This is a genomic window from Paraclostridium sp. AKS73, assembly GCF_025671395.1.
In the GTDB taxonomy this organism is placed as follows: Bacteria; Bacillota; Clostridia; order Peptostreptococcales; family Peptostreptococcaceae; genus Paraclostridium; species Paraclostridium benzoelyticum.
The window spans coordinates 77,537-92,376 of sequence record NZ_JAIXHU010000001.1 but is presented as its reverse complement, the minus strand read 5'-3'; the positions used below and the strand labels follow the sequence as shown (position 1 = coordinate 92,376).

17 protein-coding genes and 2 pseudogenes are annotated in these 14,840 nt (G+C 28.8%); all 19 read right to left on the bottom strand.

Going from position 1 to position 14,840, the window contains the following annotated elements:
• Window positions 1-20: 20 nt before the first annotated feature.
• Window positions 21-1,037: an NAD(P)H-dependent glycerol-3-phosphate dehydrogenase gene (locus tag LEQ07_RS00530; protein ID WP_263329166.1), complete on the bottom strand. Its 1,017-nt coding sequence runs from the start codon at window positions 1,035-1,037 to the stop codon at window positions 21-23.
• Window positions 1,038-1,054: 17 nt separating this feature from the next.
• Window positions 1,055-1,666, bottom strand: coding sequence for a glycerol-3-phosphate 1-O-acyltransferase PlsY (gene plsY / locus LEQ07_RS00525; protein ID WP_263329165.1), 612 nt, complete (start codon window positions 1,664-1,666; stop codon window positions 1,055-1,057).
• Window positions 1,667-1,676: 10 nt separating this feature from the next.
• Window positions 1,677-3,004: pseudogene (der, locus tag LEQ07_RS00520) on the bottom strand (ribosome biogenesis GTPase Der).
• Between the two features lie 14 nt (window positions 3,005-3,018).
• A complete protein-coding gene (locus LEQ07_RS00515) occupies window positions 3,019-4,347 on the bottom strand; it encodes a DUF512 domain-containing protein (protein ID WP_263329164.1) in 1,329 nt (442 codons plus the stop codon).
• 92 nt (window positions 4,348-4,439) lie between these two features.
• Complete coding sequence (locus tag LEQ07_RS00510; protein ID WP_021429980.1) at window positions 4,440-4,631, bottom strand: capping complex subunit for YIEGIA; 192 nt, start codon at window positions 4,629-4,631, stop codon at window positions 4,440-4,442.
• 3 nt (window positions 4,632-4,634) lie between these two features.
• The gene (locus LEQ07_RS00505; RefSeq protein ID WP_263329163.1) at window positions 4,635-5,561 is read right to left on the bottom strand and encodes a YIEGIA family protein; all 927 of its coding nucleotides are present in this window, start codon (window positions 5,559-5,561) and stop codon (window positions 4,635-4,637) included.
• Between the two features lie 17 nt (window positions 5,562-5,578).
• Complete coding sequence (locus tag LEQ07_RS00500; RefSeq protein WP_046824097.1) at window positions 5,579-6,505, bottom strand: YIEGIA domain-containing protein; 927 nt, start codon at window positions 6,503-6,505, stop codon at window positions 5,579-5,581.
• A 3-nt stretch (window positions 6,506-6,508) separates the two neighbouring features.
• Window positions 6,509-7,840, bottom strand: coding sequence for a HAMP domain-containing sensor histidine kinase (locus tag LEQ07_RS00495; protein WP_263329162.1), 1,332 nt, complete (start codon window positions 7,838-7,840; stop codon window positions 6,509-6,511).
• Between the two features lie 13 nt (window positions 7,841-7,853).
• Window positions 7,854-8,546, bottom strand: coding sequence for a winged helix-turn-helix domain-containing protein (locus tag LEQ07_RS00490; protein ID WP_046824099.1), 693 nt, complete (start codon window positions 8,544-8,546; stop codon window positions 7,854-7,856).
• A gap of 17 nt (window positions 8,547-8,563) precedes the next feature.
• Window positions 8,564-8,992 (bottom strand): polyphenol oxidase family protein, encoded by a 429-nt coding sequence (locus LEQ07_RS00485; RefSeq protein WP_263329161.1) that lies wholly within the window; start codon window positions 8,990-8,992, stop codon window positions 8,564-8,566.
• 79 nt (window positions 8,993-9,071) lie between these two features.
• The gene (locus LEQ07_RS00480; protein WP_263329160.1) at window positions 9,072-9,272 is read right to left on the bottom strand and encodes a hypothetical protein; all 201 of its coding nucleotides are present in this window, start codon (window positions 9,270-9,272) and stop codon (window positions 9,072-9,074) included.
• Between the two features lie 6 nt (window positions 9,273-9,278).
• Window positions 9,279-9,733: pseudogene (nrdR, locus tag LEQ07_RS00475) on the bottom strand (transcriptional regulator NrdR).
• 100 nt (window positions 9,734-9,833) lie between these two features.
• The gene (locus tag LEQ07_RS00470) at window positions 9,834-10,025 is read right to left on the bottom strand and encodes a YlmC/YmxH family sporulation protein (protein ID WP_263329159.1); all 192 of its coding nucleotides are present in this window, start codon (window positions 10,023-10,025) and stop codon (window positions 9,834-9,836) included.
• 1 nt (window position 10,026) lies between these two features.
• On the bottom strand, window positions 10,027-11,784 hold the full coding sequence (locus LEQ07_RS00465) for a bifunctional diguanylate cyclase/phosphohydrolase (protein WP_263329158.1): 1,758 nt from the start codon (window positions 11,782-11,784) through the stop codon (window positions 10,027-10,029).
• Window positions 11,785-11,850: 66 nt separating this feature from the next.
• On the bottom strand, window positions 11,851-11,970 hold the full coding sequence (locus LEQ07_RS00460; protein WP_084822231.1) for a cyclic lactone autoinducer peptide: 120 nt from the start codon (window positions 11,968-11,970) through the stop codon (window positions 11,851-11,853).
• A 24-nt stretch (window positions 11,971-11,994) separates the two neighbouring features.
• Window positions 11,995-12,636 carry an accessory gene regulator ArgB-like protein gene (locus LEQ07_RS00455; protein ID WP_046824103.1) on the bottom strand — a complete coding sequence of 214 codons (642 nt, stop codon included), beginning with the start codon at window positions 12,634-12,636 and terminating at the stop codon, window positions 11,995-11,997.
• Between the two features lie 10 nt (window positions 12,637-12,646).
• Window positions 12,647-13,111 (bottom strand): hypothetical protein, encoded by a 465-nt coding sequence (locus LEQ07_RS00450; protein ID WP_046824104.1) that lies wholly within the window; start codon window positions 13,109-13,111, stop codon window positions 12,647-12,649.
• Between the two features lie 126 nt (window positions 13,112-13,237).
• The gene (gene sigG, locus LEQ07_RS00445; RefSeq protein ID WP_046824105.1) at window positions 13,238-14,011 is read right to left on the bottom strand and encodes an RNA polymerase sporulation sigma factor SigG; all 774 of its coding nucleotides are present in this window, start codon (window positions 14,009-14,011) and stop codon (window positions 13,238-13,240) included.
• A gap of 127 nt (window positions 14,012-14,138) precedes the next feature.
• Window positions 14,139-14,831, bottom strand: a complete 693-nt coding sequence (gene sigE / locus LEQ07_RS00440; protein WP_263329157.1) for an RNA polymerase sporulation sigma factor SigE — start codon at window positions 14,829-14,831, stop codon at window positions 14,139-14,141.
• Window positions 14,832-14,840 lie beyond the last annotated feature (9 nt).

Here is a 14,840-nt window from a genome sequence, read left to right as displayed (position 1 = left end):
AAAAAACTAGATTTAAAAATCTAGTTTTCTTTTACTACCTCTTCAACTTCATGTGTTTTATTTCTCATCATTAACTCATCTACAACTTCATCTGGGTTAGCTCCCTTGTGAAGAACTGAGTAAATAGCATTTGTTATAGGCATTTCTATATTTAATTTTTTTGATACATCATAGGCAACTTCCGTAGCCGTTATTCCTTCTACTACCATTTTAACTTCTTTTAAAGTTTCTTCTAAACTTTTTCCTTGTCCTATAAGTATTCCAGCTCTTCTATTTCTACTATGCATACTCGTGCATGTAACAATTAAATCACCTATTCCTGACAATCCAGAAAAAGTAGGCGATTCAGCTCCCATAGCAATCCCTAGTCTACCTATTTCACGTATTCCTCTTGTCATTAGAGCAGCTTTAGCATTATCTCCATATCCTAATCCATCACATATACCTGCTCCAAATGCGATTATATTTTTCAATGCTCCACCTAATTCAACTCCAACAACATCAGGATTTGTATATACTCTAAATTTAGGGCTCATAAATGTATCCTGGACTTTTTCAGCAGTACTTAAATTTTCAGATGCTACAACTACAGTTGTAGGTATATCTCTTGAAACTTCTTCTGCATGTGATGGTCCAGAAAGAACAACATATTCACATTCTGGTATTTCTTGTTCACATACCTCAGAAAGTCTTAACCCAGTTCCTTTCTCTAAACCTTTTGCAACATCGATTAATATTTGATTGCTTTTTACAAATGGCTTAATTTGCTTACAAATACTTCTTATAGCTTGAGAAGGTACCGCTAAAACTATCATTGAGCTATCTGTTACTGATTCTTCTATATTTGTTGTAACTTTAATATTTGCTGGTATGTTTACACCTGGAAGATAATCTCTATTTTCTCTAGTTTCATTAATTAAACTGCATTGATCTTCGTTTAAAGTCCACATAGAGACATCATAGCCTTTTTTAGCTACTACTAATGCTAATGCTGTCCCCCAACTTCCAGCTCCTAATACACAAATTTTTCCATACAAACACCACCTAAGTATACTTAAAGTATTATTTTTTCTCCTATTTTTCTTTCTGTTCCATTTAATAATCGTTTGATATTCTCTCTATGTTTAAATATTACTGATGCTGATAGAAACAAGGCAACTGCTAATCCTTTGTAATTTCCTATAAAAAACATTATTATAGGAGATGTACATATACTAAGTACTGACCCTAAGGAAACATATTTTGTCACGTATACAATTAATATGAAAAATGCAAAACAACTCAAAGCTATAACAGGGTTTACAGCTATCATAGCTCCTAAAGAAGTAGCTACTCCTTTTCCACCCCTAAATCCTAGATATATAGGCCAGTTATGACCTATTACAACAAATACAACTGCTATGTAAGATGCTGTAGCTACATCTGTGTGGGCTATAGTGGATATTACCTTTGCTATTAATACAGCTATTACACCTTTTAACAAATCTCCTACAAATGTCATTATTCCAGCTTTTTTTCCTAATGTTCTAAGTACATTTGTAGATCCTGCATTTCCTGAACCTTGGGTTCTTATATCCACACCCATCATTCTTTTTGCTATTATATATGATGTCGATATACTTCCTATAAAGTACGATACTAAAATAATAATTAGGTAATTAATCATTTCTTCCCCCCTAATACCTATTTTCTTTTTCTCTATAGTCAAACCATACAGGTGTACCTTCAAACCCAAAGTTTTCTCTTATCTTATTTTCAAGATATCTTTGGTATGAGAAATGAGTAAGTTGCTTATCGTTTATAAATAATGTAAATTTAGGTGGTTGTGTTCCAGTTTGAGATCCATAGTATATCTTAAGTCTCTTACCTTTATCTGAAGGTGGTTGATTAAGAAGTACAGCTTCCCCTATTACATCATTTAATGTAGATGTTGGAACTCTCTTAGCATGTTCTTCAGCTATATAAGTTACTGTTTCTAATATTTTGTTCATTCTTTGGTTTGTTTTCGCAGATACGAATACTATAGGTGCATACGACATGAACGGGAATTTCTCTCTTATAGTTTTTGTGTATATACTCATAGTTTTATCATTTTTTCTATTAAGTCCCATTTATTTATTACAAATAAACAAGCCTTACCTTCATCATGTGCAATACCTGCTACTTTTGTATCTTGCTCTGTTACACCTTGCTCTGCATCTATTACAATAAGAACTACATCCGCTCTATCTACTGCACTCATGGCTCTTATTACACTGTATTTTTCTACATTTTCATATATCTTACTTTTTCTTCTAAGTCCTGCTGTATCGATTAAAAGGAATTTATTATCTCCTTTTTCTAAATACGTATCTATAGCATCTCTAGTTGTTCCAGCTATAGGACTTACTATAACTCTATCTTCTCCTAGCATATTATTTAATATAGAAGATTTTCCTGCATTAGGTTTACCTGTTATAGCAACTCTTATTATATCTTCGTCATATTCTGTATCTAATCCTTCTGGGAAGTTGGCTACGACTTCGTCAAGTAAGTCTCCAAGCCCCATACTATTTGCACTAGATATTGCAAATGGAACCCCTAATCCTAACTCATAAAAATCATATACATTATCAAATTGACTCTGACTATCTATTTTATTTACTACTAATATTACAGGTGTGTTAGTTTTTCTAAGCATTTGTGCTACTTCTTTATCTGCCGCTGTAAGACCTGCTTTACCATCAACAACAAACATTATAACGTGAGCCATATCCATAGCAAGCATAGCTTGATTTCTCATTTGAGATAATATTATATCATCACTATTTGGTTCTATACCTCCAGTATCTACAAGTGTAAAATATTTGTTTAACCATTCTACCTCTGTAAATATTCTATCTCTTGTTACTCCTGGAGTATCTTCAACTATTGATATTCTTTTTCCTGCTAACTTATTAAATAAAGTTGATTTCCCAACATTAGGTCTTCCAACTACTGCAACTACCGGTCTATTATCGTTCATAATAACCTCCCTCTCTATTTCAAAATCTTATCAACAAAGTCTTTACCTTCATTTAAGCAAGGTACAACTTCAATATTCATAGTATTTTGTAATTCTTCTAGTGTAATGTTATCTAAAAATATTTCTTCATCTGCTTTTAACATACTTCTTGGTATATATAAAGTTTGTCCTAAGTCCTTGTCCTTTAACTGATTTATTATATCTGTCGCTGTTATAAGCCCCGATACAGTTATAGTTTCTCCGAAGAAGTTATTTACTATCTTGTAAACCTCTATCTCTACTCCTGGGCATTTATTCATTATACAACTCGCCATATTTTTTATAAATTCATATGCAGAGTGTCCCGTAGCTATAGAAATTTTCTTTTTAGAATTTATTTTTTCATCCGAAATAGTTTGTAGATAGTCATGAATTTCTCTTTCTAACTTACTTATCATACCTACTCCATTTTCGAATTGTATAAAGCCTTCATACTCATCATAATCTAATAATTTTTTATTTGCCATTATATAAAACTCGTCTGATAGGAATATAAATCTTGTTCCTAATTCATTTAGATATTTTTCTTGTAATTCATGAACTAACTCTATAGTTTCTCCAGCAGTTTGTTCATTAAATATCTCTAAGTTTGGTAGATGTTCTCTGTGTTTAGTTATTCCTACCGGAACTGCCGCTGCACTATTTACATATGGATATAGTTTTGTTAAATCAGATACAGTTCTTTCCAATTCTGCTTTGTCATTGTATCCTGGACATAAAACAATCTGACAATTCATTTGTATCTGAGCATCAGCTAATCTTTGCATTATTTCATAAAGCCTTCCAGCAAACTTATTTTTAATCATTTTTTGTCTAAGTTCTGGATTTGTAGCGTGCACAGATATATTAATAGGGCTTATTCTATATCTAATTATATTATCTATATCTTCCTCACTCATATTTGTTAAAGTGACAAAGTTTCCTTGTAAAAATGACAATCTTGAATCATCATCTTTAAAATAAAGTGTTTCTCTCATACCTTTTGGTAATTGATCTATAAAGCAAAATACACATTTATTTCTACAACTTTTAGCTTTATCTATTATAGGATTTGTAAATTCAATTCCTAAATCTTCATCATAATCTTTTTCTATTTCATACACATATATTTCATTGTTTTTCTTTTTTATTTCTACTTCTAAGTACTCATCACTTAGCAAGAATCTATATTCTATTATATCATGTATGGGTTGATCATTTATAGAAATTAACAAGTCTCCAACTTCTATTCCTAGTTCCCAAGCGATGCTATCTTTGTATACTTTACTGATTATATTATTTGTATTTTTTACATTGACTTCCATAAATTTCACCACTTTTCCTTTATAAGTACATCACATTATATTACCATGTTTTCTTTAAAATAGTCAATAAAAAGGTACCTTTAAAGGTACCTTTAATGCTTAACTACTATTAGAGTTCCATGATATACATCATGAACCATACCTCCCATAGTTTTAGATATTATTAAGCCTCTTTCTTGAAGTTCTTTTTCATCTTCTGCATAAAAAACAGGGATATTCGCCGATTTCATTTCTTTATTTGTAGTGATAATAGCTAATGTTACGTCAGTTATACCTACATTCATATTTTACACTCCTTTTTGTTGTTTTATATTAAATCTCTTCAATGCCCAATTATGCCCTCTAGAAGTTTCAATTATAGGGGTACCTTTTACAGCCGAGATAAATTTATTTATATCTTTCTCAATAGGTATATATGGCATTACTAAACTTTCATTTTTAGGATTTCTTCTCAAAATCGGCACAAAATCAGGCTCATCAGGAGTTCTCATTATCCCTAATCTTGAATACGCTATATTGGCTATTGTTTGTCTTTGCCCTGGACTTAATATTATACCACTATTTATATAATTACCATCTTTAGGTATAATTTCTACCGCTAATCCATGCTCCAAATACCTTTGTTTTGAAGAGTCTAACCCTATATTTGAAATTACAACATCATTTACTTTTAACAGTGGTCCATCAAATGATATTTTAGCTGGAATAACCTCAGCTATGGATCCTATACTTTCTCTTACAAATAATTTTTTAAATATTAAAGCTAATCCGATACCTGATACAGCACCTAAGAATATGCTTCCTCCTTCACCTATAAAAAGTTCTGTTTTAGATAAATGGTACACAGCTGACGTAGTTAAAGCTGTAAGTATACACGTATAACTTCTTACTTCATATGTCAGAGCTATTTCTTCTATAAATCCAGCACCTCGTTTTACTAAAAGTGAATCTTCCATATCTGTTAAGATTTTTCTTTTGCTGTGTCTTACTTGCCTAAATTGGCTAGCTGCCAATGATAAAAAGGTAATTGATGTATAAGATTTTTGTATTAAAGCAGGAACTAACATTGCTCCTAAAGCAGATCCTATAATAGCTAAAACAAGTTGTGATACTAACATATTAGGTTCTGTTGGGTATTGTTTCCTATCTGTTTTTAAAGTTATAACTCTCGAAACAATCCCAATAACTATACCAATTATAAATATACTTTTCATTTACTCACCCCTTAATTTTACTTGTTCTTATTTTTCTTTCTATATGCATTATTATTTCCTTTTGAACTATCTAATATAGGGGCACTTTTTACAGCCTCTACTGTTAAATCAACATCTCTAACTAATGGAATGTATCCAAAATTAACTGAATTATCCTGTGGATTTGTTCTTGCTATAGGTATAAATTCTGGCTCGTCAACATCTCTATCTATCCCCATATGTAAATATACGTTATGTAGCATAGCTTGTTGTTGAGCTGGGTCTCCTATTATACCCGCAGATACCATATCCTTTGGCATAACTTTAATGCCTACACCCTTTTCTATATATCTTTGTCTTGATGTTTCTAATCCTATATTTGTTAAAACTACCCCTCCTACTTTTAATAATGCACCATCAAATTCTATTGGTACAACCTCTACATCTACAATGTCTTCTAAACTTTTACTTGATAATATTTTCTTAAATATATATCCCACAATTAAAGTTGATACAATAGATGCTAAAGTACATATAATAAAATTAACTTTGAATGTATTGTATGTGATTATAAAAGCTATAGAGCCTCCTAATGATGAAAATATACTAAGGTAGTTTCTAACTTCATAATTTTTAGCCACATCATGAATATAAGTCATTCCTTTGCTAATTAATTCATTATCATCTATATTTGACAATGTTATTTCTTCTTCACTTGCTACTTCTTGAAATTGTTGTATACCTACTGCTAAAAAAGTTAATGCCGCAAACTCCTTATCTAATAAAGCTGGGAATGCTACAGCTCCCAACGCAGATGCAATAAATGATAAAATAAGTTGTTCTATATAATCTTGAGGTTGAGTTGGTTGTTGTTTATTTACTAGCCTTAATACTATAAGTCTTGATAAAACACCTAAAACTAAAGCTACCCCAAATGCACGCCTAAATAATGTAGCATCATCCATATGTTATCCTCCTTTTATTTTTACTATATTTAGTTTGTGCAAAATAAAAATTCTTATAAGAATTTTTTTTGGTATTGTAACTGTAAATTCAGTTCCTCTATTTAATTCACTTTTCACACTTATAGTTCCATTTAAAGATTTAACTATATGTTTTACTATAGCAAGTCCTAGACCAGTGCCACCTACGTCTCTACTTCTCGCTTTATCAACCCTATAAAATCTCTCAAACACCCTGTCTTTATCCTCTTTAGATATTCCAATCCCATTATCTGAAACCTTTATAAATATATCTTCATCACTTTCATATACATAGGTTTCTACAAAGCCTCCATCTGGAGTGTACTTTATAGCATTATCTATTAAATTTAAAAATATTTGTTTAATATAATCTCTATTCGAATTTATAAAAATTTTATCATCATCAAATTTGTATTTTAATTCAATATTTTTTATATTAGCAGAATTAATAGTTAATTCATAAACTTCTTTAAATACATTTAATACCTCTACATTTTCAGATGTTATAGTATCTTTATTTTCTATAAACGAAAGTAGTAATATATCGTCTATAAGCCTTTTTAGTCTATCTGATTCTGTTTCAATTATACCTAAAAATCTATCTCTCATCTTTTTATCTATATTTTCGTTGATTCTTAATGTTTCTACAAACCCACTTATAGATGTAAGAGGTGTCTTTAGTTCATGAGTTACATTGGCAACAAAATCACTCCTCATATTTTCTAGTTTAACTCTTTCAGTTATATTTTCTATGTTTATTATGGAGCCAATAATAACATTATTGCTACTTTGAAGGTATATAGGATCTAGTTTTATATTATATACTATCTCTTCATCATTGGTAATTTCTTTCATTTCAGTTTTCTTTGATCCTATAAACTTAGCAATTTCATTTAATATTTTATAATCTTTTATAACATGATGGATGTTTTTGCCTTCCACAGCTTCACTTCCATCACTTTTTATTATCTTTTTTGCTTCTTCATTTATCAATAAAACATTTCCATTTATATCAATAGCCAAAATACCATGTGATATACTTTTTACAATAGATTTTAATTGTAAGTTTTTGTATTGAACTTCTTGAATCGTAATATCTATTGTATCTATCATGTCATTAAAATTATCAACTAGTTGACCTAATTCACCTTTTGCTGATATGTTTATTTTTGCATGGAATTCTTTGTTGCTTATTTTCTTTGATACAGCTATAAATTCCTGTAAATAGTTTCTTAAGTTTATAGCATATCTTATTGAAATTATAGAAACTATAATTGATATTAAAACAATTAAAAAGTATATGCTTATATTATCCATGTTAAAACGCCCCTTAATCTATTTTATATCCTATTCCTCTAATAGTTTCTATATATTTTTCTTCTTCGCTAGTTCCTTCTATTTTTTTTCTTAAATATCTTATATGAACATCTACTGTTCTAGTTTCACCATAGTATTCATATCCCCATATTTTATCTAATAAGTAGTTTCTTGATAAAACCTTTCCTTTGTTTTCTAGTAAAAGTCTTAAAAGTTCAAATTCTTTAAGTGTTAAATCTATCTTTTCAGTGCCTTTAATTACCTCATGCTTTTGTAAGTCTACTTTTAAATTCCCTATACTTAACACTGTTTTATCACTATTGTCATTATTAACATTGTATCTTCTTAAAACAGAATTACTTCTAGCTAATAACTCTTTTACACTAAATGGCTTTGTTATATAATCATCAGCACCTGAATCTAACCCTTCTACCTTGTCGTTTTCAACATTTTTAGCAGTTAGCATTATTACAGGTATATTCTTTAAATCTTTATCACTTCTAATTTTCTTTAAAAGGTCTATTCCACTTATATTCGGTAGCATCCAATCCAATAATATTAAGTCTGGCATTATCTCTTTTGCTTTTATAAATCCATCAAATCCATCGTATGAGTAATGAACCTCATAATCCATAGTTTCTAGGTTAAATTTTAAAAGCTCTACAATATGCTTCTCATCATCTATAACTAACACTTTCGTTTTCATCTTAAGTTAGCCCCTCTCTACTTTACTTCAAGTATCATACCTAGCCTTTTTGTTGTTTGATTATGTTTTCTATAGGAATGAAATTTATCACTGTTACAACTAGTGCATATGTTTAAATTAACTATATTTTCTTTTTTCACACCACAACTTGTCAATATCAATTCATTTACTTTCCATAAATCTAGATAGTACTTGTTTTCTTTAATTATATAAAATTTTTCATCTCTATTTGTAATAATTGTGTTAAATTTTTCAATTAAATCTTTAGATACCTCGTAACAACAAGGTCCAATTGAAGGTCCTAAGACACAAACTAAATCTTCAGGGTTTGTTTCATACAGCTTTTCCATATTTTCAATAGATTTTTGAGTTATTTTTGAATATGTACCTCTCCATCCTGCATGACAAAGTGCTACAGCTTCCTTCTTAGGATCCACAATAGCCACAGGAACACAATCTGCAACAAAAACTAATAATGGAGTTTTTTCAAATTTGTAACTAAAGCATCCCCTTCTTTTATTTTTCCTATATCTTCTTTTTTATTATGTTTACTATATCTGAGTGAGTTTGTTTATTATTTGTTAAGTTTTCAAAATTCATATTTAATTCTTTGCAAAGATTTTCTCTATCGGATTTTGATGCCATATCAATATTTATGTTCGAAAATGCTAAGTTCACAAAATCACATTTTTTATCAAATCCTTTAAATCTTATATAGTTGTCCATGCTCAATCACCTTTTTTCTGTTAGTATATTTTTCAGCTCTTTAACAAATGTATTTATATCTTTAAATTGTCTATACACTGATGCGAATCTTACATATGCTACTTCATCTACATCTTTTAATTTATCCATTACCATCTCACCTATTTTTTTACTTTCTATCTCTGATAGGTAAGTCTTATTTATTTCATTTTCTATGTAGTGTATTATTTCTTCAACTTGTTCTATTGAAACTGGCCTTTTTTCAGAAGACTTCAATATCCCATTTTTTATTTTATTTCTATCAAAATATTCTCTACTATTATCTTTTTTTATAACCATAATAGGCGTTAACTCTATTTTTCATATGTAGTAAATCTCTTTTTACAAGATTCACACTCTCTTCGTCTTCTTATAGATTGACTATCCGTATGTCTTGAGTCTATTACCTTTGATTCTTTATAATTGCAGTAAGGACATAACAAAGCCTATCCCTCCTTTTTTCTTATGTCTTTTATATATTAAATTCATCTAAACTATGATCTTGACCTTGGTTTACTATAATTGTATCACATCCTATTTTTATTATATCATTCCAAAAAACAACTTGCCCATCATAATTTCTTGAAAAAAGTTCATACCTCCATCACCTTCAATTGTGAATGATAAAATTTTTCCTTCATTGGTATCCATCTCTATATCTGTAATAAACCCCATTCTTTTACCATTTTTAACATTTATTACTTCTTTATCCATTATATCAGAAATTCTAATCATATTATAATCTACCTCCTCTTAAAAATAAATATGTACAAGAATAAAAAAAAAAATGACCATACTGGCCTAATTTTAAATTATTTTTTAATTCTATCATACTTATAAATTTTTCAACTAGTTCTGGGTCAAACTGACTTCCTGCACATTTTCTAAGTTCTTTTATCGCTTCTTCATGCCCTTTCCTACTATTGTAAGGTCTATGGGATGTCATTGCGTCAAAACTATCTGCTATAGATATTATTCTAGCTAGATACGGGATTTGCTCTCCCTTTAAATTATCTGGATACCCTCTCCCATCATATCTTTCATGATGATGTTTTATAGCTGGCAACAATTCTTCAAATGCTTTTACATGCTTTATCAAATCCACTCCCAACTCTGGATGTTTTTTTAACATATCATACTCTAAATCAGTTAACTTTCCTTTTTTATTTAATACTTCTTCTGGAATTTCAATCTTTCCTATATCATGAAGGTAAGCTGCTAGTTTTAAACGTAGTTTATCCTTTTCATTGAGTTTTAGATAATTTGAAAACCAACCTAAATATATAACTACTCTTTCTGTATGTCCATACGTATATCTATCTTTTTTATTTATCATATTTATAAGCCTTTTTAATGAATTAGCTGTTTCTTCATCTATATATATATGATCTGAAATTTCTTCTAAAACACTATAGTATACCTCTACCCTATTTTTATTAAGTGATTTGGCTCTATAAAGAGCATCATCTGCAGTGTTTATAAACTGATGCTTGTTACTCGCTCTTAGCGGATACGATGAAACGCCTATAGATATCGTCATATTTTTATTTGGTTGATTTTCTTGCCCATAAAAATATGTATTTTCTATATTAATTCTAATCCTTTCCCCAACTCTTATCGCATCTTCTTCTATAGTATTTGGAAGAATTACAGCAAATTCCTCGCCCCCATACCTTGCTACAATATCATTTTCTCTTACACTTTCTTTTAAAATCTGACCTACATCTTTTAAAACAACATCCCCTGCCTGATGACCATTTATGTCATTATAATTTTTAAAATAATCAATATCCATAAATAACATCGAGATTGATGTATTTTCACTGTCAGCACACTCCATTAGAGTTTCTAATGATTCTTGAAAATATCTATGATTATATAAACCCGTAAGTTCATCTACATTAGCTAGATTTTGAAGTTCTTTGCTATGCTCTTTTTCTATATTAACGTACATTCCGAGTATCCATGACGTCACAAAAAAGGCACTTACTATAACTATATCAATTTGAAAATAGTTTGTTATTAATTCTTTAGCTGGCTCTTGAAGATGAACCCCAAATTGTATTGATAGCACATCCACTCCGCAGACTAATATAGAACAAATTATAGAAACAATCATTGCATAGTTCCTTCCAAATTGTATTGCAGATATTATAATTATAAAAATATATAGAAATTTATAAGGACTTTCTTCTTTTCCTGTTGACATTATTATAACTGTACATATTAGCATTAATAAAATTGTCTCTATATTATCCCTGGATTTTGCTGGATTATCTATAAATTTATATTGTCTCTTTGATAACCATATAAAGTAAACTATTAAAAGTATTATTATTGCAACTATGTATATATAAAATAGCATATAATTATAACTTTCTATTGTTGTATAGGAACTTATCATAGCTACCATTCCTAAAAGCATATATATAACTTTTATTATCGCTAATATTTCAAATACTTTTTTATTCCTTATATTTTCAAACTCATTCATTCTTTTCTCCTAAATTCCTTTTTAATTAATAAACCATAAGGATATATCCTTATGGTTTATTTAAAATTACTCTTCTCTTAAAGATTTTGGCATTTCTGGTTCAAAGAATACCATAGCACACATTGTAGATGCCCCATTTCCTAAGTTCATTGCAAAATCTGAGAATAAATTTGCTAAAAAGTTCATAGCTAATCCCCCTTAAATATTTTTTTATTTAAGAAAACAATCTAATTTTAATATGATTGTTTCTCCTAGCTTAGTTATTGCTATTGTTTGTAGTATAATCCCTAATTCTATACAATATACAAACATAGCTGTATCATAATTTAGAATTTCAGTTGATCTAACTATTAAAAGTAATAATATTATTAAAATAAAAACATTAATTCTATTAAATAGTTTCTTTCTAAGCCTATTTCTAGTTTCTTCCTTCTTTAAAGGCTTATTTTTTGTTCCCACTGGAGCCTTTTTATAAAAAATATAATAACATGATACAATACTCACTATACTAAAAATATATATAAAATTATATCCACAGTATTTATTTAGAAAAACATAAATATACGTAAAAATTAATGTTGTTATAATGCCTATTATTAAACATCTATTGGGAGATGTTGCATGAACTCCACCTGAAAACTTTTTCAAACTAGATGCAACAATAGAAATTAATAATACTTCTATTGTTTTCCCTATTATTATCCCTACTAAAATTGTAGCTATATAAGCCAATATAGTGTGTATCCAAATAAACAACCCATAATGCATAACCTGTATTTCATCTTTACTTTTTTTTGCCTTTTCACCTATTTTATTCGAAACATTATATGAAATCTTTTCTATAATATCCATAAGTTTACCCCTATATGTTTGTACTTATCTTTTTAGTTATTACATTTAATCCAATAATTAACAAAATAAATATTAGCAATGATGGAAGTGATAATATTGCACTGTTTATACTTGTATTATCAACTAACATTTTTGTAGATACACCTAATATCTTTTCAGCAACAAGCATATATATAACCTCACTTGTAGCTAGACATATATATATTTTAGAAACATTAATTATAGTTTGTATAATTTGTTGATTTTCAAATTTATAGAAAATCACACCTATTATAAACATACTAAATACAGTGTGTATTCCAAAACTTATAGGCATCATCCTTATACTAGTTAATAAGATTAAAAAAATTAAAGAATTCTTTATAAGTCTTCTAAATTCTATTTTTAAGTTAAATAAAATGTATCCAGCTAAAATTAAAAAAATGCTTTCTGGAAAACTTCTAATTATTACATATGATAATGATGAATTTAACATTCAATTCTCCCTCTTCACTAATATTATCCATTATGAATTATACCATATTTTACATTTTTTTACAATTAATATACAGTTATGAGCATATCAAAAATATGCAAAAGTAATATTACTTTTGCATATTTTTTATATATATTTTCTCATATTTTTCAAAGCATTTTTCTCTATTCTAGAAACTTGAGCTTGAGAAATACCAATTTCATCAGCTACTTCAATCTGAGTTCTACCCTTATAAAACCTTAAATCTAAAACCAATCTTTCTCTTCCATTTAATTTTTTTATAGCTTCTTTAAGTGCTATTTCTTGTAACCAATTTTCATCTGTGTCTTTTTTATCTTGAACTTGGTCCATTACAAATATAGCATCTCCATTGTCCTGATATACCGGATCAAATAATGATATAGGATCTTGAATAGCATCTAAAGCCATTACTACATCTTCAACATCTAGTTCAAGCTCTTTAGCTATTTCCGAAACAGTTGGTTCCTTAGAATTAGACCTTACCAGTCTCTCTCTCACTTGAAGAGCTTTGTATGCAATGTCTTTTAAGGACCTACTCACCCTTATAGGATTATTATCTCTTAGATACCTCCTTATCTCTCCTATAATCATAGGGACTGCATAAGTTGAAAATCTTACATTTTGACTTAAGTCAAAATTATCAATTGCCTTTATAAGTCCTATACAACCTATTTGAAATAAATCGTCAATATTTTCTCCTCTGTTGTTAAACTTTTGAATTACACTCAGGACCAATCTTAGATTTCCTCTTACAAATTCTTGTCTAGCTACTTCGTCTCCATTTTTAATTTTTACAAGGAGTTCCGTCATTTGATTATTTTTAAGAACTGGTAACTCAGAGGTATTTACTCCACAGATTTCAACTTTATTTATTTGCATTACAACTCAGTCCTCTCTTAAAAAGTATTTCTTATACAATTATTTACATCTAGTATATTTTTATACTGTTTAAGAGTAATTATTTATTATCTAAACAAATTTCTTCATCTCTTTTTTAGCCTAGATATTATCTTTTTTCCAATCTAGATATGTATGATTGAGATATACCTAACATAGTGGCAACTTCTTTCTGAGTTCTTTCATTTCCTTTGCTAGCTAGACCAAATCTTAATTCCATAATTTGTTTTTCTCTATCTGAAAGCCTATCAAGAGCCATAACTAAAAGATCTTTATCTATCTCCTCTTCTATTAACTTATATATTTCATCATTTTCTGTTCCTAATATATCGGATAATAAAAGTTCATTCCCATCTAAATCAACATTAAGAGGCTCATCAAATGATACCTCGGTTTTCTTTTTATTATTTTTTCTTAAATACATAAGTATTTCATTTTCTATACATCTAGATGCGTAAGTAGCTAGCTTTATATTTTTATTTAGCTTAAATGTATTTACAGCTTTTATTAAGCCTATTGTTCCTATTGATATAAGATCTTCTACATCAATTCCTGTATTTTCAAATTTTCTAGATATATATACTACTAATCTTAAATTTCTTTCAATTAAGATAGACTTTATACTTTCATCATGTTCTAAGTTTTTTAAAAGTTCTTGTTCTTCCTCAGTAGAAAGTGGTGGAGGCAATATATTTACGCCTCCCAAATAATATAGCCCCTTTGGATTTAACAGACCTAATCTTTTTAATATTTTATAAAAATAACCTATAAACTTTGACTTTAATTTTATAAAATTTTTCATAAAACTATC